The organism is Rufibacter sp. JT20002, from assembly GCF_056491185.1.
Genome location: NZ_JBSZJY010000001.1, coordinates 2234976 through 2254627, shown reverse-complemented (window position 1 = coordinate 2254627; position 19652 = coordinate 2234976). Strand labels below are relative to the sequence as shown.

At 50.2% G+C, this 19652-nt stretch carries 18 protein-coding genes; 11 read left to right on the top strand and 7 right to left on the bottom strand.

The window, feature by feature from the left end; translation table 11 throughout:
• Nucleotides 1–108 precede the first annotated feature (108 nt).
• Together ACW9SV_RS09035 and ACW9SV_RS09030 are read left to right on the top strand one after the other, a co-directional pair.
• Nucleotides 109–378 carry a hypothetical protein gene (locus ACW9SV_RS09035; protein WP_479556410.1) on the top strand — a complete coding sequence of 90 codons (270 nt, stop codon included), beginning with the start codon at nt 109–111 and terminating at the stop codon, nt 376–378.
• A gap of 287 nt (nt 379–665) precedes the next feature.
• On the top strand, nt 666–1145 hold the full coding sequence (locus ACW9SV_RS09030) for a very short patch repair endonuclease (protein ID WP_479556409.1): 480 nt from the start codon (nt 666–668) through the stop codon (nt 1143–1145).
• A gap of 154 nt (nt 1146–1299) precedes the next feature.
• Here ACW9SV_RS09030 and ACW9SV_RS09025 read toward each other — a convergent pair whose 3' ends face one another.
• Nucleotides 1300–1851, bottom strand: coding sequence for a hypothetical protein (locus ACW9SV_RS09025; protein WP_479556408.1), 552 nt, complete (start codon nt 1849–1851; stop codon nt 1300–1302).
• A gap of 271 nt (nt 1852–2122) precedes the next feature.
• On the opposite strand from ACW9SV_RS09025, the gene ACW9SV_RS09020 reads away from it, so the two are divergent.
• A complete protein-coding gene (locus ACW9SV_RS09020) occupies nt 2123–5677 on the top strand; it encodes a BamA/TamA family outer membrane protein (protein WP_479556407.1) in 3555 nt (1184 codons plus the stop codon).
• Nucleotides 5678–5767: 90 nt separating this feature from the next.
• Here the strand turns inward: ACW9SV_RS09020 and ACW9SV_RS09015 are convergent, their stop codons facing one another.
• Nucleotides 5768–6028 carry a hypothetical protein gene (locus tag ACW9SV_RS09015; protein WP_479556406.1) on the bottom strand — a complete coding sequence of 87 codons (261 nt, stop codon included), beginning with the start codon at nt 6026–6028 and terminating at the stop codon, nt 5768–5770.
• A 259-nt stretch (nt 6029–6287) separates the two neighbouring features.
• Between ACW9SV_RS09015 and ACW9SV_RS09010 the strand changes: the two genes are divergently transcribed.
• Both ACW9SV_RS09010 and ACW9SV_RS09005 read left to right on the top strand, forming a co-directional pair.
• Nucleotides 6288–6533 (top strand): hypothetical protein, encoded by a 246-nt coding sequence (locus ACW9SV_RS09010; protein WP_479556405.1) that lies wholly within the window; start codon nt 6288–6290, stop codon nt 6531–6533.
• Between the two features lie 18 nt (nt 6534–6551).
• Entirely contained in the window at nt 6552–7649 is a 1098-nt protein-coding gene (locus ACW9SV_RS09005; protein WP_479556404.1) for an MBL fold metallo-hydrolase, read from the top strand.
• A 141-nt stretch (nt 7650–7790) separates the two neighbouring features.
• Here ACW9SV_RS09005 and ACW9SV_RS09000 read toward each other — a convergent pair whose 3' ends face one another.
• From ACW9SV_RS09000 to ACW9SV_RS08990, 3 genes are all read right to left on the bottom strand, one after another.
• Nucleotides 7791–8588: a PRC-barrel domain-containing protein gene (locus ACW9SV_RS09000; RefSeq protein ID WP_479556403.1), complete on the bottom strand. Its 798-nt coding sequence runs from the start codon at nt 8586–8588 to the stop codon at nt 7791–7793.
• 25 nt (nt 8589–8613) lie between these two features.
• Nucleotides 8614–8802 (bottom strand): hypothetical protein, encoded by a 189-nt coding sequence (locus ACW9SV_RS08995; protein ID WP_479556402.1) that lies wholly within the window; start codon nt 8800–8802, stop codon nt 8614–8616.
• A gap of 220 nt (nt 8803–9022) precedes the next feature.
• The gene (locus ACW9SV_RS08990) at nt 9023–10027 is read right to left on the bottom strand and encodes a hypothetical protein (RefSeq protein WP_479556401.1); all 1005 of its coding nucleotides are present in this window, start codon (nt 10025–10027) and stop codon (nt 9023–9025) included.
• Between the two features lie 148 nt (nt 10028–10175).
• Between ACW9SV_RS08990 and ACW9SV_RS08985 the strand changes: the two genes are divergently transcribed.
• From ACW9SV_RS08985 to ACW9SV_RS08975, 3 genes are all read left to right on the top strand, one after another.
• On the top strand, nt 10176–10889 hold the full coding sequence (locus tag ACW9SV_RS08985) for an SIMPL domain-containing protein (RefSeq protein WP_479556400.1): 714 nt from the start codon (nt 10176–10178) through the stop codon (nt 10887–10889).
• A 257-nt stretch (nt 10890–11146) separates the two neighbouring features.
• Nucleotides 11147–12295 (top strand): ribonuclease D, encoded by a 1149-nt coding sequence (locus tag ACW9SV_RS08980; protein ID WP_479556399.1) that lies wholly within the window; start codon nt 11147–11149, stop codon nt 12293–12295.
• Nucleotides 12296–12331: 36 nt separating this feature from the next.
• Complete coding sequence (locus ACW9SV_RS08975) at nt 12332–12718, top strand: DUF6960 family protein (RefSeq protein ID WP_479556398.1); 387 nt, start codon at nt 12332–12334, stop codon at nt 12716–12718.
• 49 nt (nt 12719–12767) lie between these two features.
• On the opposite strand, the gene ACW9SV_RS08970 is transcribed toward ACW9SV_RS08975, so the two are convergent.
• Nucleotides 12768–13643, bottom strand: a complete 876-nt coding sequence (locus tag ACW9SV_RS08970; RefSeq protein WP_479556397.1) for a manganese catalase family protein — start codon at nt 13641–13643, stop codon at nt 12768–12770.
• Nucleotides 13644–14198: 555 nt separating this feature from the next.
• Between ACW9SV_RS08970 and ACW9SV_RS08965 the strand changes: the two genes are divergently transcribed.
• Both ACW9SV_RS08965 and ACW9SV_RS08960 read left to right on the top strand, forming a co-directional pair.
• On the top strand, nt 14199–14420 hold the full coding sequence (locus tag ACW9SV_RS08965; RefSeq protein WP_479556396.1) for a hypothetical protein: 222 nt from the start codon (nt 14199–14201) through the stop codon (nt 14418–14420).
• 187 nt (nt 14421–14607) lie between these two features.
• The gene (locus tag ACW9SV_RS08960) at nt 14608–15066 is read left to right on the top strand and encodes an STAS/SEC14 domain-containing protein (RefSeq protein ID WP_479556395.1); all 459 of its coding nucleotides are present in this window, start codon (nt 14608–14610) and stop codon (nt 15064–15066) included.
• Nucleotides 15067–15098: 32 nt separating this feature from the next.
• On the opposite strand, the gene ACW9SV_RS08955 is transcribed toward ACW9SV_RS08960, so the two are convergent.
• Complete coding sequence (locus ACW9SV_RS08955; protein WP_479556394.1) at nt 15099–16325, bottom strand: NAD(P)-dependent oxidoreductase; 1227 nt, start codon at nt 16323–16325, stop codon at nt 15099–15101.
• 204 nt (nt 16326–16529) lie between these two features.
• On the opposite strand from ACW9SV_RS08955, the gene gcvP reads away from it, so the two are divergent.
• Nucleotides 16530–19445, top strand: coding sequence for an aminomethyl-transferring glycine dehydrogenase (gene gcvP, locus ACW9SV_RS08950; protein ID WP_479556393.1), 2916 nt, complete (start codon nt 16530–16532; stop codon nt 19443–19445).
• The last annotated feature ends 207 nt before the right edge of the window (nt 19446–19652 follow it).

Sequence of the window (19652 nt, the reverse complement as noted above, 5' to 3'; positions counted from 1 at the left end):
CAAAAAAGATTGACCTAAGCCATTTTATTTGCGTATAAAAATCCCGGCCTGCCCACTGGTGCAAGCCGGGATTTTTAATGTATCAACGCATCAATTCTAGAGAAAACTATGGAACAAACACCGAATACATCGACCCAGTTAGTACAACCAAAAGATTTTGCCAGAACCGTAGAATCTATTGTAAGTGTGTACCAAGGCAACCACGACGTGCTACCTGACTTACTTTCAGATGCTGGCCGCATGTTATTGACCGTAAGACAAAAGATGAGCCCTATTCAATTGGTGCTGTCTGTTGCGGCAGTAGCCATTGGCGCCATTGTATTGGTATCTTACGGCAACAGCAACCAGTTCCAAGACGCTGAAGAAGTTCGCCCGTAAGGAGAAAACATCTTTTTAAGAAGAAGCCCCGCTTATCTGTATAAGCGGGGCTTTTTGTTTACTTAAGTATCAAATCTTATTTTTTAACCCGATTCTATAAACCTGTGTCAAAATCACGGGTCAATAAGTTACTAAAATAGGCAGAGGCAATTTTAAAGTCGTTTTCTAAAACCCGCGCTAAAGTAGCTTCTTTCCTTTTAGGGCTGGTTCGTCAAAAACAGGAAGAAAGAGGGCAGCAAAGGCACTCTCTTCCAGGCAATGGTGTTTTCTTTGTACACGCCGCCAGCATGCCTAAGAAGAAAAGAAAATACGCCACCGCAGAGACGACGCCTTTAACCGCCCAGGAACGGGTCAGCCGATACATGCGTGGGAACAAGGCAAAGCACACCCAACCAGAATTGCTTTTGCGCCGGGCACTTTGGCATAGCGGCTTACGGGGCTATCGTTTACACTGGAAACAGTTGCCGGGCAAGCCGGATGTCTGCTATCCGGGCCGCAAGTTGGCTATTTTCATTCACGGTTGTTTCTGGCACCGCTGTCCGCACTGTTTACCGGCCATGCCCAAAACCAACACTCCTTTCTGGTCAGCCAAATTCACCCGAAACCAGGAGCGGGATGCCCAACACCGGGAAAAGCTTAGGGCCGCCGGTTGGCAGGTGTTAGTAATCTGGGCCTGTCAGTTGCAGGAGGATTTAGACGGTTGCTTATTTGCCATCAAAGCCTTGCACGCCGGGGTACCCGAAAGCTATTGGTTAGAAGCGGCGTAGACTTTCTATAAAGAGTTCTGCCCTAAACCGCTTAGAGGCATTTTGCCGCTCAGCTTTGAACGCATCTATTTAAGGCCTACTTTCCAGAAAACACAGGCAAAAGAGCTGATGCGCTGCTTTATGAGTAGACCAGTCTTTTAATTACTTGGGCCTATTACTTCCACTCTATAGGCAAACCTAGCTTCCTGGCAGAGTATCCGGCTGCTGAGGCGTGAAGTTTGGGCAACATTTCGTTTACCCCATCGGCAAACTCCACGTGCAGGTCTTCGTGCATCTTGTCTAACTTCTGCAGCATCTCCTCGGCACGTTTGGCCAAGAATTGCCCCAAAGCTTCGGTTCCGCCGGAAAGCACCTGCAGTAGCTGCTTTTGATGCACCAACACCTCTTGCAGAAGCAACAGCAACAGTTCTATCTCCCCGTAAACATCACCGGTTACTTTGGCGTGGTGGCTCAAGGGCGGACACAACTGTCGTAAACAGATCAACAATTCAGAAGCATTGTAGTAGAAGCCTTTGGCCACCGCTTGCACCTGTTCACGCAGGGCGTCCCTTCTTAGCTCCAACCCCTCGGGGCCTTCCAGTAACTCAAACTTAAGTTGCTCCTGCAACACGGGCTGGGTAGCTAGCAACTGGAACAACAGTTTGTCTTTTCGGGTAGCGGGTAAGGCCTGAATGGCTTTTCGGAGGTCTTTTTCTAACGTGGGCATAAAATCAAATCTCACAAGTAGAACAAGTAAATGGGGCTACTTATTCCCTGATCTTCATATTTCTGCATCTATTCGCTTGGCTAGGCTTATTGGGTTCACTAGAAATAGGAAATACACAATATTCTTAACCCAAACTAGCCCAAACTGCGTAAACAGCGGCAAACGTGCCTGGATATCCCCAACTTTTACAAGAGGGCTGTTCCTGTTTCAGCCTTGCTTTTGCTAAAACAAACCTGAAACAAAGGAGCTGCCAGCATCTAACAACATGAACATGAGAAAACCTTTACCCGCTTGGGTAATCCTGCTTCTACTATTTACCTGGTTCTTGTCGCCTGCCTCTGGATGGGCGCAATTGCCTTCTTTGGCGTCTGAATCTCCGGCGTACACGGTGCTGTTAACCGGCAGATGGTCTCCCGGCCAGAAACCAGTTGCGCCGTTGCCGCTGCTGCAAGAACAACTTAAGACTGCTGGCAAGAACAGTGCGGTGGTATTCATGGGCAACCCGTTTCAGCCTGCCACGCTCCCCAGCATCTCCGCGCCTAACCGCAAAGAATTGGAAGGGCAACTGCAAACCCAGCTGAATTACCTGCAAGGCTACGAGGGGAAAATCATTCTCATGCCGGGCGAGCACGATGCCAAAGGACGCCTGGTGCAAGAGGTAAGAAACCAGGAACGGTTCATCTCCCAATACCTGCAGAACGAAAAGCTGATTCAGCCGGAAAACTACTGCCCTGGTCCCGCCGAGGTTCCTCTTACTGATGATGTGCATTTGCTTCTGCTGGATACCCAGTGGCTGCTGCCCAACCGCCGGATGGACGACGAGGAAGAACAGCGGGGTTGCCCTACTACCGGGGGTACCGCCACGCTGGCGGCTTTAGATGATGTACTGCGCAGCAACGAGGAGAAAAACCTGTTGGTGGCCATGAGCATCTCTCCAGAAATGTCAGGTTTGGAGTATCGTCTTATGCACCGCCAGCTTTCCCAGATGTACTCGCAGCACAAAGGCTTGGTGCACGCTGAGGGCAACTCCGCGGGGTTAACCCACGGAATGCAGGACAGCATCCATTACGTGAGCACTGGGGTAGGCATGGACAAAATCAAATCCCCTGGCAGAATCACTCCTGCTTTCTCCAAAGCATCGGCGGGCTTTGTGAAGTTGCTGTATTTCCCCAACGGAGAAACCTGGGTGGAGGTATGGACTGCCCCAGATGCGCAAAGCACCCAAGGGCAGGTAGCCTACCGGGCGCTGCTTTCCCGCAAACCAACGCTCAAGCAACAAGAAGAGCAAACCCGCCGAATGAACCTAAGCTTTGCCGGCCAAAAAGCGACACTCCCCGCCAGTGAAGTGTACAAAGGCAGTGGATTCCGGGAGTGGCTTTTAGGAGAAAACTACCGCCCAGAGTGGCAAACCCCGGTAACGTTACCAGTTTTTGATATTGGCACCCAGCACGGCGGCCTGAAAGTAGTACAGCGCGGTGGTGGTTTCCAGACCGTGTCTCTGCGCCTGGAAGACAGCACCGGCCGTCAGTATGTTTTACGCTCCGTGGAGAAATACCCAGATGCTGCCTTACCACGCATGCTGCGCCAAACCTTGGCCGCCGATGTGGTGAAAGACCAAATTTCGGCTTCGCACCCGTATGGTTCGCTGGTGGTTCCTAAGTTATCAGATGCGGTGGGCGTGTACCACACCAATCCGCAGTACTTCATCATTCCAGATGATCCGCGCTTTGGCAGGTACCTGAAGGGGTTTGCCAACACCATCGGGTTGTTTGAGGAACGCCCAGATGAGGATGTGTCTGACGTCGCCAGCTTCGGGAACTCCGAAAACGTGGTAGGCACTGACAAAGTCCTGGAAAACACCCTGGAAGACCAGAACGACGAGGTAGACCAATTAAGCTTGTTACGGGCCCGCCTCTTAGACTTTTTCATTGCCGACTGGGACCGCCATGATGACCAGTGGCGCTGGGCCGAGTTCAAGAAAGAGGGCAAAGGCAAACTCTACAAGCCCGTTCCGCGCGACCGCGACCAAGCCTTCTTCGTGAACCAAGGGGTAATCCCTAACATTGCCAGCCGGCGCTGGATTTTGCCAAAAGTACAGGGGTTTGACGAGAGCCTGCGCGACATCAAAGGCTTCAACTTCAACAACCGCTACTTTGACCGCTATTTCTTAACCGGACTGGAGCGCTCCCACTGGGTTGCCATGGCCGATTCTGTACGAGCCAGCCTCACCGACGAGGCCATTGAAGAAGCTGTGCGCCAACTTCCGCCCGAGATCCAGAAAATCTCCGGGGCACGCTTGGCCAATACCTTGAAAGCTCGCCGTGCCTACATCCGGCGTGATGCTGAGGATTATTATGAGTTCCTGGCCCAGAAAGTAGACGTGGTAGGCACCGATCTTGAGGAAAGGTTTGAGGTACAGCGCGAACCCAGTGGAATTACCGTAGTTACCATCTACAAAAAGGAAGGCGCATCGCCGGAAAATGAGCTGTACAGACGCCGCTTTATCCCTGGCGAAACCCGTGAAATTCGGTTGTACGGGTTAGGTGGTGCTGACGAATTCAGGGTACAAGGCCATGGCGAAGAAGGCATTAGGGTCAGGATCATTGGCGGTGATGGGCAAGACAAAATCACCGACAGCTCCAGCGTGGAGGGCTTACGCCGGCTAACCTATGTCTATGACAAACGGGACGGTGCTCAACTACAGTTAGGGCCAGAAGCCCGCAACCTTACCCGCCTGCGCCAAACACCGGAGTATAACCGCAAGAGTTTCGTGTACAACTACCTGGGCCCACTAGCTTCTATTGAGTATAACCGTGACGATGGTTTCTTACTAGGTGGTGGTGCCTTACTTAAAACCCAAGGCTTCAACAAAGAGCCGTATGGCATGATGCAACGCCTGGTGGGCAGCTACGCGTTCAACACCAAGTCGTTTCTGGTAGACTATGCCGCGCATTTCCCAAGGCTGCGCATGGGTCTTGACCTGAAATTGAACGTGAACTGGAAAAGCCCCGGATACGCCGAGAACTTCTTCGGTTTAGGCAACGAAACTCCTTTCAACCAGGAGATCGACATCAACAATTACCGCTTCCAGTCTTCGCAATTGTACGCCAATGCCTTGATAGGCAGAAAGCTGAGCCAATACGAAACCGTCTTTGTAGGCCCGGTTTACCAGAACGTGAACGTGGACTACATCCCTGGTCGTTTCCTGGCCCAACAGTTGGAAGGCACCGATCAGTTTGAGGGGTTCTATGAGCCGAAATCTTACGGGGGTGCCAGGCTGGAGTACACCTTAGACTCGCGTGACGTGGCAGCTTTGCCGGCCAAAGGAATCCATTTGCAGGTTGCCGCCGATCTTTTAAAAGGACTCAACGAAGGCTCCTCTGATGTGGCCCGGGTGCACTCGCAGTTTGCCATTTACCAGACCTTGCGCATTCCGTTGAAGCTCACGCTGGCAACCCGTTTTGGCGGCGGCCATACTTTTGGAGATGGATTTGAGTTCTTTCAGGCCCAGTTCCTGGACGGCCCTACCATGCTGCGTGGCTACCGCCGTAACCGTTTCAGCGGGCAGAGCAGCTTCTATAACAACACAGAGGCTCGCCTGCGCCTGTTCAGCTTCACCACGTACCTCTTCCCGGCCTCTCTGGGCGTGTTCGGGTTCCATGACATTGGGCGGGTTTGGATGGAAAATGAAGACTCAAACAAATGGCACAAAAGCTACGGGGGCGGCGTTTGGCTTTCGCCTTTAAACCAGGTGGTGATCTCTGCCGGGTACGCCACTTCGCCAGAACAGAGCCAGTTCCTGCTGAGAGCCGGCTTCCAGTTCTAAGCGTATATGCTCCTAAAAACAGAAAGGGCTGGCCTTATGGGCCAGCCCTTTCTGTTTTTGCGCTCTTTTGCAGAAAAGAGCCATGAAACATTAGTTCAGGAAGATGGAGAACAACTCAAAACGGCTTGAGGAGAAACTCCAGTGCGACGGTGATGGGTGAATCTCTTCGCCCTCTTCGTCAATAATGGTCACAGCCATGCCTTCTTCCTGATTCAACGGCTCTGTGAAATGTTTTACTACATAAACATGCCCTTCTTTAATCCATTCTTCCGGATCAAAGCTTGGCAGGGTGGCGTCAATGCATTTTGCGTAAACCGCCATATAGTTAGGTGGATAGATCAGATTTACCATGTCTTAATAACTATAAACAGGTGAGAAAAATTCCGGCGGTACATGACTCTCTTCGCCACTGGTTTCCCAACCTCCTCGCTTAAATAACAGGTACCTACGGTGTATTGTTATGACTAGTTTACGCACCAATTCTGACTTTTCCAACTTCGCTAAACAGAATTTGTCATCTGAAAGACACCCTCTTTTTTATCTACTCGTACAAACACAAGCCGGTTTACCCGGATTACATCTGTTTTTACACCATTAACCATACTACACCATGGAAAACGACAATAAGTATAACGAAGACGAGAAATTGCCGAACGGAAAACAATCTGCTGACGACTTAAAAAAAACCTCTGAAGAGCCTGGTGGTGAGGCCAAAGGCAATGCCAGCTTCCAGCAAGGCGGTCAGCAGCCGGGCAACAGCCAAGGGGGCCAGGGCGGCAAATCTACTGATGAAGATGAAAACTCAAGGCACGACACTGGTGACGAATTAAGCGTATTTGGCCGTCTGGATAGCTAATATCCCCTAGATAGCACTATGCAAGATCATTTAACCAATGTCCTGCGGCAGAAGCAGCACTCCTGCTTTACGGTGGCACCAGGTGTCATGGGCATGGAAATTGTTTTCGTGAACCTGTATTACATTGAGAACCCAGACAAATCCTGGGTGCTGATTGATGCAGGATTGTATGGCTCCGCCGACAGGATCAGGAAGGCCGCCGAGGACAAGTTTGGCAAAGGCAACCCGCCTAAGGCCATTCTGCTCACCCACGGCCATTTTGACCACGTAGGCGCCCTGCAAACCCTAGCCGATATCTGGCAGGTGCCGGTGTACGCGCACCCGTTGGAGCTGCCGTACCTTACGGGCTTGTCCAGCTACCCACCGCCAGACTCCAGTGTGGGCGGCGGCGGCATGGCGTACCTGTCGTTCATGTATCCTAAGAAGCCCATCACCTTCAAAGGCAGGCTTGAACTGCTCCCCTCAGATGGATCGGTTCCTTTCTTACCTGAGTGGAAGTGGCTGGAAACGCGGGGGCATTCCCCGGGGCACGTTTCTTTCTTTCGGGAGCATGACCGGGTACTCATTGTGGGCGACGCTTTTGTTACCCGCAAGCCTGAGTCTGCGTTAGCGGTACTTACCCAAAAGCAGGAAGTTTGCGGCCCGCCCGCTTATTTCACACCAGACTGGGAAGCTGCCCGGGCCTCGGTTATAAAACTCAACAACCTGAACCCGGCCATTGCGGCAAGCGGGCACGGGCTGCCTATGCAGGGACCAGAGTTAAAGCAAGGGCTTGATGAGCTGGCGCGGTTATTTGATCAATTGGCTATCCCTACCAAAGGACGCTACGTACCAGAGCCTGCTGTCACTAACCGGAGTGGGGTGGTGCAACTGCCGCCTACGGTCAACAATACAGTGCCTAAAGTATTGGCGACAGCTGGTTTAGTGGCCTTGGCGGGTCTGGCAACCTACGCGCTCACCAAACAGCGGAAAAACCGGACAAATGCCCGCATCAAAAGGACTTGGCCGGGGTATGCCAATCCGCATAATAGGCCTGGGGCTGAGCACCACGTGGTGCAGGCGCATGCCTCTTTCACCAATGAACAGGACCCTACCATCACCAATAACTACCCGTGATTGAGATAGAAGGAGATGCAAAAAGGAGGGGGCACGCTACTAAGCGTGCCCCCTCCTTTTTGTTTTATATTTCCTAAAGCTCTTAGGCTTCAACATTTGCTTTCCAGCCGATTTCAGTAAAACAGCTTCAAAGCAACCAGGTTACAGGCCAATGGCTTTCCGTTTCAAGGCAGCGAATTCTTCCTGGGTGATGGTTCCCTGTTCTAGCATGGCACGCAGCCTTTCAATGGTGGCAATGTCCTCATGAACGGGTCTGCTGTCCATGCTGGACCCTGAACCCATACTTGAGTTCGCGTGCATGCCGGTTCCTGATCCCATACCAGAAGAAGCATGCATACCAGAGCCTGAATTAAAGCCAGAGTCAGAATGCATGTTTGGGTTTGTGTTGAAGTTAGACGAGGACGTATGGAGGTGGCTTTGGTCCTGCGGCATGGCCTGAGACCGTTGGTGCCGGTTTCCATAAAACCGATCCTCGTTGAACTGGTCACGCCCGTAGAACTCTGCGTTAGGTGAGTTAGAAGCCGCTGTTTGCTGCGCGTACGTGTCGTTAGGGCTGGTCACCGCATGCATGACCCGGTACTCGTATTCAGAATCCACGGCTCCGCCACGGTAGAAGGGGAAACGGGCCAGAGATGTTCTGTCTAAGCTAATGAACACCTGATCACCGTCATCGTCTAACTGGGCTGCCCCAATAGGAATTAGAATATGGCGCGGATCTGTGTCTACGAGCACGTGCTCCTTGTCTACATCTATGTCAAGGTAGCGCACTTTCATCAGTTCTCGGTCTACAATCAGGTCATCTACTTTGCCTATGCGTTTTCCGTCAGAACCAATTACCTCCCAACCTCTGACATCCAGGTTATGATTGGCCACTTTGAAATCTTTCAGGTCGTGTAAGGGGGCAAGTCTTGCCAGCCCATCGTTTGCGTGATTTGCCATTGCTTTTTGCGTTTAGGTGTGGGGATTAATAAAAGGGGAAAGGGACCAAGGGCATGATCATCCCCGAAGTAGGTGCGCCACTTGTCTCTGGGCTACCCCCTTGCGCTTCAAAGAAATAGCGGTATAAAAGATAGCCTACCACCAGCAATATCAACAGCACTACAATCCAGGCCCAGCTGGAGCGCTTTTTGGGTTCAATGTTTATTTCAGCCATAGTTTTAGTTAGTTAGGTCAATACAAGCTTATTGTATCCTAGCGTACGAAGCTTTTCAAGAGAGGTTTATACTCAGGAGGTTACAGCGGCAGAGGTCAATTGAAAACCTCGCATACTTCTATTTTGCATTAATCTTCTCTAGCGTAGGCGACCTTTGAGGGCAAAAACCCTCAAAGCAGATGTTGGAATTATAAAGGCAAACCTGAACCGTGCTCAGGCTTTACTTCTCATGACCGGGGATTCGCGGAAACTCAATAAACTCCCCCTCGGGGTTGAAAAGCATGCTCATGGGTTCCTGCGGATCACGCAGAATGTCTTCCTGGGTAATGCCCCATTTCGCCCAGACAGTGGCCAGCAATTTGGCATAGGCACTGTTTTGCCACGGATTGAAGATCACGTTGGTGACATCATCAATGAGCGTGTCCATGACCAATTGTTCATCCTGCGGCTTCACCGGCCGGGTGAGGTAATCTGGAATGACGTTGAGCAGATATCCGGCATAGAAAACGCGGGCGCTGAACTCAGCCGCCTGGATGGGTTGCAGCTGCCGGGGCTCAATGATTTGCCATACCGGCTTCATGGCATCTTTGATCATGCCGTTATCCAGCAGGCAGGAGACAATCAGCACATTATCCAGCCGGAGGCTGAACATCATGGTAGACAGTTCATCCCTAAACTCAAACCGCATGGGCTCTGCGGCGGCATCCACGTTTATGATAAAGATGGAGCCTGGAATAAAATCAGCGAATTCCATGGGCACCCGCAACGACTGCAGCACCCTGAAAAACGCCTGAAACTTCATAAGCATCTTGGGCTGCTCACTCACCGCGTACTCGGGCCGCACCAGCGGGTTCTGCTCTTTGATTAGCTCGGTGATCAAAGTACCATAGAACATTTTTCCCATCCACTGGAAGAGAAGTTTCTCGTCTAAGGACCGTAAACTAGTTATGCCTTGGGAAAGTGCCTCCTGCACTTTGTCTTCTAAAGGCTGCAGATGATGCGTCTGGCAGTGCTGGCAGCAAGGGATTTTAAGATCCTGGTAGGGGACCACGCTTTGGTCCAGCAACCGGAGCGGTTCATGGCCAAAACTGTACTTCTCCATAAGCCAACCCGGAAATACCGGGGTCTGTTGTTCTGGCGTTATGGAGGTGCCACACAGAAAACAGATATGGTTTCCGAAGCGCATTCCCTCAAAAGGATCAAAGATAGACAGGTGCTGCTGCATAGGAGTCTGGGAAAGTTGTTCTTAATGTAGGGTGCAAAGATACACACCAATGTGGGCTTAGACTACGGTGGTGGCATAGGTTAAACCAGTACGAGTAAAAATCGGCATGGTCCTTGTAAATCCATTTTTCATATATATTTATAAAACTATGAAAACAACACTCGCCTCCGTTTTTTGCCTCCTTCTGGCTTTCTCCTCGTTTTCTTGCATGGGCCAGCAAAGCCAATTGCCGCCTTTGGTAAACACGTCTGGTTTGGGCGAGGTGAAGGTGCAACCAGACCAGGTGACGTTTATGACCGGGGTAGAAATCAGGGAAAAAACGTTGGAAGATGCCCGCCGGGTAGCGGACCAACGCACGGCTGCCTTGCTAAGCTACCTGAAGAAAAGCGGCGTTGAGGACAAATACGTTCAGACCGCCCATCTTTCCTTACAACCCATGTATACCGGGGAGTACGGCCAAACCACCCCGCAATTCTACCTAGCTACCCGCACTATCTCTGTTACCCTCACCAAGCCTGACAAATTTGACGAGGTCATGTCTGGGCTTTACAAAGCTGGAGCCAACCGCGTAGATGGCATCAGTTACCAAAGCACCCAGTTGAAAAAACACCAGGAGGAAGCGCGTAAAAGAGCCGTGCAGGATGCCAGACAGAAAGCTGTTGCGCTGGCCTCTGAACTGGGCGCCAAAGTGGGCCGGCCTTACCAGATAAACGAAGGAGGCGGCGGTGGCAATCCGGGGCCAGTGATGTACAAAGCAGTTATGCGCGAGTCCATGGCCATGGATGCTGGCGGCGGACCTACCATCGCTTTGGGTGAAATCATCATCACCTCCAGTGTGCAGGTGAGCTTCTTACTAGAGTAGCCCTCGGCAAGATTTCCCCTGACCTGCTGCTTTATTCCGAAGACAATTTAAATAGAAACTAATAAGGGTACGCCCCAAAAGTGCTGTCATAGCTCTTCTGGGGCGTACCCTTACACTTTTTAGGGCAGTTCAGCAGTTATCTTACCAAAGGTTGCCATTTTTAAGCTGATTTTGTGAAAACTACCTAAAAGCGGCAACGCAACGCTACCGTTACCCGTCAAGGAACTAACCTGTTTTTTGGGTATATTTGGAAGATTATGAAGGAACCTGCATTTACTCTGGAGGGGAGGCCTGTCCATGTGGTGGAAACCGATGAAGCATTGCAAGAAGCGGTCACCCATTTACGCCAGCAGCCAGAGCTCGCCTTAGACCTGGAATTTGACCAGCACCATTATACCTATGGGTTCACGTTATGCCTTATCCAGATTTCAGACGGGCATACGTGCTTTGTGATAGACCCTTTCCCGATAACTGACCTGCAGCCCCTTTGGGAGGTGCTGGAAGACCCTGCTATCACTAAGATTTTCCATCACGCCAACAATGACCTCATGCTCCTGAGCATGCTGGGTTGCCAGGTGCGCTCACTTGTTGACACCGCGGTAGCCGCCAAAATCTTGAACTACGCCAAAGCCGCCTTGGGCACGCTGTTGGAAGAAGAACTTGGCCTGCACTTGGACAAGTCACAGCAGATGAGTAACTGGAACCAGCGGCCTTTGTCTAAACGCCAGTTGGAGTACGCCGCCCAGGATGTTTTGTACCTGCATGAGCTCAAGAACACGATGGTGGCGAAGGTCAAAGAACTGGGCCGAATGGCTTGGCTGGAGGAAGAAGACCAATTATTGGAGTCCATCACGTTTACCGAGCAGGAAGACCCGCACCTGAAGATCAAGTTTCCGCAACGGTTGACTTTGCTGCAGCAGTTCGTCCTGAAACCGATCTATGATTTCCGGGATCAGTTAGCCAAGAAATGGAACATCCCGGCGGGCCAGGTCATCAACACCAATGCGCTCATGCAACTACTCAGCAACCCTGAGCAAAGCATTAATGAATGGCTGTACCATACCAAAGGCATCAATGGCCGCCTACAGCAAGACCGGTTTGAAGAACAGATCCAGCGGATTATGAACGGTGCCCTACGGGAGGCCGCCAAGCGCCGGATCCCTAATAGGTTGCCACCAAACCCCTACCCGCCCCGGCTGAAAACACCTGAGACCGAAGCAAGAAGGGAACTGCTGTGCACCGTGCAGCGGGCTCTGATTGAGCGGTACGGCGCCTACGCCACCCCCATGCTGCTGGACCAAAGCATTATCACGCATTACAGCCAGACAAATGAATTGGTCATCCCTAAGAAATATGCGCGAGAGATAGTACAAGCTACTGCTGAGGAACTGGAGATATCGCTCTAGCCCTTGAGGCCGCCTGTACAGTAACAGAAAGGAAGTATGCCTAAGAAGAGTCTTAAATTTGGTTTATATAACTGGTTTCCGGGATATGGGTACACGCATATTCATCCGGCAAACCGACGGGAGTTTGAATTACTGGAACCCCACAACAAAGTATTTGAAAAGATTGGCGAGGTAAATGGCTGGCTGCTTTTGCGCTACTCAGATGAAGAGTTTAAAGTACGACCAGACCTGTACACTTCCATCTCGTGGCTGCCCTTCACCTTTGGCGAATGGGTAAGGCCTGCCAACCAACCTGCCGGCCCCGTGGCCGAGATCACCGATATTTACTGGAGTGTTCCGGATGATGCTCCCTTCTTTGCGATCAAGCAAGGCAAGCAGAGGCTAGATGGCCTTTACCGGTTAGAACAGCTAATGCCCGCATAAAAAAAGCCTTCCTTTTAGTAAGAGGAAGGCTTTTTTTCATAGGAGTGTTTTAAAGGGCGTTTTTGATTTTGTTGATCAAACCGTCTCCAGAGGCGCCAGTCATCTGCTCCACCTGGGCATGGCCTTCTGGCGCTGGCGGTGGCAAGATCGGGATCTCACCCATAGGTTCACCTGGCACCATTTGGAACGTTCCCTTCCCATCAACAGACGGACCTTCAGCCCAGCGGCCAAACGCCTCCTGGTCTTTGTAGATGTTGGTGGTCACGAAAGCATAGTTGAACTGCTGGTTTTCTTCCGCTTGAGGGAAACTGTTCGGGATTGGGTGGTTGTTGGCAATGCCTCCTAATTCTTCTAGTACTGCCATCCACTGGTTTTGGTGCATGGTATCACGGGCAATCAAGAAAGCGAGCATGTCTTTCATACCATGGTCATCTGTTGATTCCCATAGGCGCGTAGCCAGTACACGACCAGTGGACTCAGCCATAACGTTGGCGTGCATGTCGGCGGCAATGTTACCACTGCCCACTACCCAAGAGCCATTGAAGGGCACTCCGTTAGCATCTACTGCCATCGCCGACAAACCTGAAGACAGAAAATGGCGAGGGTCCATGCCCCCCATCACAGCCCCTACCACAGGGTTAGCGCCTACAATTTCATCTTTAAGAGACGAGGTAGCACCTTCTAAGTTCAAAGCCACGGCGGTGGCTAACATCTCAATATGCCCTATTTCTTCGGTACCCGTCTCTAAAAGCATGTTTTTATATTTCACAGGGCCTCTGTTACCCCAAGCCTGAAATAAATATTGCAAGCATACCCGGATTTCTCCTTCTATGCCGCCAATGGCTTGCTGTAACATTCTGGCAAATGCCGGATTTGGTTTATCAACCCTTACTTTGTACTGCAATCTTCGATCATGGTAGAACATGGGTTTCTTTTGTTTTAAATGAATTAAACATCAAACTACCCACTTCCTAAACGAGCATTATTGTTTTACGGACAAGTATTTTTTCAAAACAAAATTACTTAAATCCAAAAATATAAAGATATATAATTTAATATATAATACTAATTATCAAGTGCTTACATAACAAATGTTACTAAATGCTCCTTTTTAACTTAGTCGAAGCGTAAGGCAAAAACAGTATTTATACTTACAAAGACCCAATCAAATAAGCCTTTGTTTTCACAAAAACTACTTCTTCCCACAAAAGCCAGCTTCAACAGCTATGGCTTGTAGACTACATCTCATCTCCTACTTCAAAGAAGTGCAACCTGCTTCTATAATCCTTTAAACAAAATATGTAATTTTTAAATTAGTCTGAATAAGTTAAAATACAAATAGTTATAAACAATACACTTAGCCTGATTTTTATCCTTATCCATTCAGAAAGAAGGCCTCCTGTTATTTACCGCAATCCTCTTTAATCCATTACCTGTATTTACCGTATACTCTTCGCAACTAACCTAACGTACCAAGACTATGAAAAAAGCATCAAAAATAATGACGGCAGCTGTGATGGCGCTGACCTTCGGGTTTGCCTCTTGTGAATCAAAAACTGCTCAGAATGTGGAAAATACCGCTGAAACAGCTGCTGATGACTTGGCGGCTGAAGCAGATTCAGCTCTCACTCCTACTGATACAATCACTGTAAAGGAAGAACCCGTAGAAGATGGAGTAGCTGACAAGGTGGAGAACCAATAGTAGTTCTTCTATAAAGAGTTGTAAAAAATCCGTTGGTTAGAATTAGCAAGTTCTGGCCAACGGATTTTATTTAGCCTCAGCATGATACAAAATTATTCAATTTTTTTTTGACATAATGATATAACTAATCGATAAGGCTTTATATTTGTATCCCCGTTCCAGACCTATAAGATAAAAGCCCTTTATCGTGAATAAAATTTGCAAAACATTACCGTTTACAAACGTGTATGTAGACGCCAGCCTGTCTGCCATACATGTAGAGTGCGAAGGATTTGTGCCTAGCGACATCTTCAGGCAGACCCTTTTACATGTGCTGGAGCTTATCAAGGAAAATCAACTAGTTTCCTGCATCTATGACATCCGTCACTTAAAAAGCCTCCCGCCTTTAGATCAGGATTGGTTTATGGACACCGTATTGCCCCTCCTAATGGAAACGTCTATGCGCAAAATAGCGGTACTGGAGTCTGTTTCCAGTTTAGGGTTATTAGACTTGAACCAACTGGTGTACACGCAGTTTCAGTCCATCCCCTTTGAGCTACAGTATTTTGAGGATGTGGCTTCTGCCCTTGAGTGGATCTCACAAAAGCCATCCAAAGAAAGTAACTCCTCTTTTTCGGCGCGTGCCAACGTTGCCTGCCTTATATAACCGTTAAGTCGTTCTGCTTTGCTGGCCCATGCTCAACTGACCTGGGCAGGATAGGCATAATCGTGCAGGTAACTGTACTTCTCACACAGCTTTCCGTCCTTTGCGATGGTGGCATTCTTTAACACCCCATCCTGATCTCCATTAAACAAATGGGGTAAAATCTTATCTATAATCTGTCGGCTAAAATCACGGGAGGCGTTGCGGGGCAACTCACAGGGCAAGTTGTCTACCGCCATAATGGTGATGTTCTTCTCTGAGCTGTAGGCCTCTTCCAATTCACCCGTCTCTGGGTTGTAGTCAAACGCGGGATCTGCAATGGTAGAGACGCGCTTGGTGCAGGGAATGGAACCTGCCACGTCACAGGTAATATCCGCAATGGTGTTGATTTTAAAATCGGGTCGCTGCATGTCTTCTTGGGTGAACAGCACGGGTGCCGCCGGGTTCCAATAGGCGCAGGCCATGAGCAGATCCGTCACCCTGGAAAACTTCTGGAAGGTAGATCTATATAAGTGCGGGTTATGGTAGAAGTCCTGCGAATCCCAAACTTCCACATCGGGCCGCTCATGGTAATGCGACGAACGCAGTTGGGTAAACACCGGCTCTGAGAATTCGTTGTACAGGTAGTCAAAGACGCTAACTTTTTTGATTCCCATCCGCTCCAGCACCTCAATGGCTCCTAGCGCCACTCTGCCACCCCCAGTTACGGCTATCTTGATACTGGGCAACGTCTTCACCTTGAAGAACTCCTCCAGCATGTCTTCCATGTCTGTGCACTGGTGGGCGGGCTTCAAGTGGTAGAGCCCCCATTTCCGTCCGTAAGTGAGCAGACCATTGTACGCCCCCACAATCCCAGCCCATCTCCCGAAAGCCACTTCCCGTTCGCCCTGGGCGTTGGTGATGGTCTCGTAGTCAATCATGGTGATGTTCTTCTCCAGAATAGCCTGCAGCAGTTTCTGATTATGGGCTTGTTTTTTAATAGTATGCGAAAAGAAGAAGTAGGTTTTATTAGGGATAAGTTGGTCAACCGGCACTTCTTTCACGCCAAACAACACATCGCAGTTGCTCAGGTCTTCTTTCAGGGGAATGCCCAAGTCTGTGTACTCTTCATCTGAGAAACAGCGGATGGGGCTAGGCTGCACCACTAACTGCACCTGCCGAAACGTTTGCAGTACTTCCAGGCATTTTTTAGGGGTTAGGGGCACCCGTTTGTCTACCGGTACTTTTCCTTCACGCAGCACACCAATTTTGAGCTTTTTCATAGGGGACAATGCAAGAGCACGATGATTGTTTAAAGGCTATTTATCCAAAAACAAGGTAAAAACCATAACTCCCTCACAGCCTGTAGTGCAATTTAAGGGCTCCCTCTGTAATTAGTGAATTTTAACCTGTACTTTTGTTAAATCATTTGCACCAAACGTTTGTTAACAGACAAAAGAACTTATCTACTTAAATTCCAGCGATAAATGATCTTTAAAACCAAGCCTGCCGACATCTTCAAGGAGCGCCACAACGGCCCTGTAAAAGAACAGATGCAGGATATGCTGCAGACCATTGGGGCAGCATCTCTAGACCAATTGATAGACGAGACGGTTCCGCCGGCTATCCGCTTGAAAAAACCGCTGAACTTGCCAGCTGCGCTTAATGAGCGTGACTTCCTGCGTAAGTTCTCCCAGATTGCCAAGCAGAACAAACTTTACAAATCATACATCGGACTGGGATACCATGACACCATCCTGCCGCCGGTAATTCAGCGTAACATTCTGGAGAACCCAGGATGGTACACCGCTTACACGCCTTACCAGGCCGAGATCGCCCAGGGACGTCTGGAGGCGTTGATCAACTACCAAACTTTGATCATTGACCTGACCGGTATGGCCATCGCCAACGCGTCTTTGTTGGATGAGGCTACCGCCGCCGCTGAGGCCATGAACCTGCAGTACTCGCTGCGCAAAGGTGCCCGCAAAAACGCGAACCGCTACTTTGTGTCTAACCAAGTATTGCCGCAGACCATTGACGTGTTGCTTTCCCGCGCCACACCGCTTGGCATTGAACTGGTAATTGGCGACCACCGCGAAGTCAACTTACAAGACGATACTTTGTTCGGAGCCCTGGTGCAATACCCTGCCGCTGACGGTGAGGTATTCGATTACACTGACTTCATCTCACAAGGCCACGCCGTTGGCTTACCAGTAGCTGTAGCTGCTGATTTACTAAGCTTGACCTTGTTGAAATCTCCAGGCGAAATGGGCGCCGACGTAGTGGTAGGTTCTTCGCAGCGTTTTGGCGTGCCAATGGGTTATGGCGGACCGCACGCTGGTTTCTTCGCTACCAAAGACGAGTACAAGCGTTCTATCCCAGGTCGTATCATTGGTTTGTCACAAGATGCGTTCGGGCAGAAAGCCTACCGCATGGCTTTGCAGACGCGTGAGCAGCACATCCGCCGCGAGAAAGCCACCTCTAACATCTGTACCGCGCAGGTATTGCTGGCCGTAATGGCCGGTATGTACGCCGTGTACCACGGACCACGTCGTCTGAAATACATCGGTCTGAATATCCACAGCTTGGCCCAGATTCTGGAGAAAGGTCTGGAGCGCTTAGGCTTTGAGCAACTGAACGAAAATTACTTTGATACGCTGAATCTGCGATTAGAAAGCGCGGAGTTGCAGCAAGCCATCCGCCAGGAGGCCGAAGCGACGCAGATCAACTTCCGCTATTTCGGGGATAACAACATCGGGATTTCCTTGCACCAGAACACAGATCTGGACGAGGTGAAGGATATTTTGGCCGTTTTTGCGAAAGTAGCCGGGAAACCGGATGCTACCCTGGAACTGGATGCCATTCCAGAAGAAACGGAGATCACTTGGCCTGAGTCCTTGATCCGGACCTCTCCTTACCTGCAAGCCGAAGTCTTCAACAAGTATCACTCTGAAAGCGAGATCCTGCGCTACATGAAGTACCTAGAGAACAAAGACTTCTCGCTGGCGCACGGCATGATCCCATTGGGTTCCTGCACCATGAAACTAAATGCCACCGCCGAGATGATTCCGGTGACCTGGCCAGAAATCGGGTCTTTGCACCCCTTTGCCCCGGCTGATCAGGCCAAAGGCTACGCCCAGATCTTCCAGGACCTGGAAGTCTGGTTGTGCGAAGTAACCGGCTTTGCCGCCATGAGCTTGCAACCGAACTCCGGTGCCCAGGGCGAATACGCTGGCCTGATGGTGATCAGAGCGTACCACGAAGCCAGCGGCGATCATCACCGTAACATATCCTTGATTCCTTCTTCGGCGCACGGCACGAACCCTGCCTCGGCGGTAATGGCCGGCATGAAAGTGGTGATCGTGAAGTGCGATGAGCGCGGAAACATTGACGTAGCCGATCTCAGAGCGAAAGCCGAGGAGCACAAAGACGACCTGTCTTGCCTGATGGTGACCTATCCGTCTACACACGGGGTGTACGAGGAAAGCATCATTGAAATCTGCGAGATCATCCACCAGAACGGTGGCCGTGTGTACATGGACGGTGCCAACATGAATGCCCAGGTAGGTTTGACTTCTCCGGCGAACATCGGCGCGGACGTATGTCACCTGAACCTGCATAAAACGTTCTGTATTCCTCACGGTGGTGGTGGACCAGGCGTAGGCCCAATCGGTGTAGTAGCTGACTTGGCTCCTTTCCTGCCAGGCCATGCCGTAGTAGACTTGGAGCGCCCACAAGCGATTAATGCAGTATCGGCGGCACCTTGGGGTAGCGCCAGCATTCTGCCTATCTCTTATGCCTACATCAACATGATGGGCGGCGAAGGCTTAACTGAGGCCACTAAAATGGCGATCCTGAACGCGAACTACATTAAAGCGCGCTTGGAAGAGCATTACCCAGTGTTGTACGTTGGTTCCAACGGCCGTTGCGCCCACGAGATGATCTTAGACTGCCGCTCTTTTAAGAAGGCCGGTGTTGAAGTAGAAGACATCGCGAAGCGTCTGATGGACTATGGTTTCCACGCGCCCACCGTATCGTTCCCAGTGGCCGGTACCCTGATGGTGGAGCCAACTGAAAGCGAGAGCAAAGAAGAGCTGGACCGTTTCTGCGATGCCATGATCTCCATCCGTGAAGAGATCCGTGAGATTGAAGAAGGCCAAGCCGATCAGAAAAACAACTTGCTTAAAAATGCTCCGCACCCGGCGCACGTGGCTCTTTCAGAAAACTGGAACTTCCCGTACACCCGCGAGCGTGCTGTTTACCCAGTGCCTTACACCCGCACTGCCAAATTCTGGCCAACCGTAAGCCGTATTGACAGCGCCTATGGAGACCGTAACCTGGTGTGTAGCTGCGCTCCAATTGAAGCCTACAACGAGCAAGGCCAGGAGATGAAAGCTGTGTAAGCTGCTCTGATTATTGGTAATAAAAAAGGCCTGTGGAGAAGTTCCACAGACCTTTTTGTTTTAAGCCTACTTTGCAGAAAACAAGCCCCAAAAGCCTCCTTTAATAATCTTCAAAATAGAGGTTTAAAATAAACCAGTTGGTATAATAAAGGCATAGTTTTTGCGTATTGATTGTACGAAAGAAACATTCTCCGAAACCAACTTTTA

Excerpts from the sequence above, each read along its gene's own strand:
- ACW9SV_RS09035 (WP_479556410.1), top strand. The coding sequence starts at position 109 with ATGGAACAAACACCGAATACATCGACCCAGTTAGTACAACCAAAAGAT.
- ACW9SV_RS09030 (WP_479556409.1), top strand. The coding sequence starts at position 666 with ATGCCTAAGAAGAAAAGAAAATACGCCACCGCAGAGACGACGCCTTTA.
- ACW9SV_RS09025 (WP_479556408.1), bottom strand. The coding sequence starts at position 1,851 with ATGCCCACGTTAGAAAAAGACCTCCGAAAAGCCATTCAGGCCTTACCC.
- ACW9SV_RS09020 (WP_479556407.1), top strand. The coding sequence starts at position 2,123 with ATGAGAAAACCTTTACCCGCTTGGGTAATCCTGCTTCTACTATTTACC.
- ACW9SV_RS09015 (WP_479556406.1), bottom strand. The coding sequence starts at position 6,028 with ATGGTAAATCTGATCTATCCACCTAACTATATGGCGGTTTACGCAAAA.
- ACW9SV_RS09010 (WP_479556405.1), top strand. The coding sequence starts at position 6,288 with ATGGAAAACGACAATAAGTATAACGAAGACGAGAAATTGCCGAACGGA.
- ACW9SV_RS09005 (WP_479556404.1), top strand. The coding sequence starts at position 6,552 with ATGCAAGATCATTTAACCAATGTCCTGCGGCAGAAGCAGCACTCCTGC.
- ACW9SV_RS09000 (WP_479556403.1), bottom strand. The coding sequence starts at position 8,588 with ATGGCAAATCACGCAAACGATGGGCTGGCAAGACTTGCCCCCTTACAC.
- ACW9SV_RS08995 (WP_479556402.1), bottom strand. The coding sequence starts at position 8,802 with ATGGCTGAAATAAACATTGAACCCAAAAAGCGCTCCAGCTGGGCCTGG.
- ACW9SV_RS08990 (WP_479556401.1), bottom strand. The coding sequence starts at position 10,027 with ATGCAGCAGCACCTGTCTATCTTTGATCCTTTTGAGGGAATGCGCTTC.
- ACW9SV_RS08985 (WP_479556400.1), top strand. The coding sequence starts at position 10,176 with ATGAAAACAACACTCGCCTCCGTTTTTTGCCTCCTTCTGGCTTTCTCC.
- ACW9SV_RS08980 (WP_479556399.1), top strand. The coding sequence starts at position 11,147 with ATGAAGGAACCTGCATTTACTCTGGAGGGGAGGCCTGTCCATGTGGTG.
- ACW9SV_RS08975 (WP_479556398.1), top strand. The coding sequence starts at position 12,332 with ATGCCTAAGAAGAGTCTTAAATTTGGTTTATATAACTGGTTTCCGGGA.
- ACW9SV_RS08970 (WP_479556397.1), bottom strand. The coding sequence starts at position 13,643 with ATGTTCTACCATGATCGAAGATTGCAGTACAAAGTAAGGGTTGATAAA.
- ACW9SV_RS08965 (WP_479556396.1), top strand. The coding sequence starts at position 14,199 with ATGAAAAAAGCATCAAAAATAATGACGGCAGCTGTGATGGCGCTGACC.
- ACW9SV_RS08955 (WP_479556394.1), bottom strand. The coding sequence starts at position 16,325 with ATGAAAAAGCTCAAAATTGGTGTGCTGCGTGAAGGAAAAGTACCGGTA.
- gcvP (WP_479556393.1), top strand. The coding sequence starts at position 16,530 with ATGATCTTTAAAACCAAGCCTGCCGACATCTTCAAGGAGCGCCACAAC.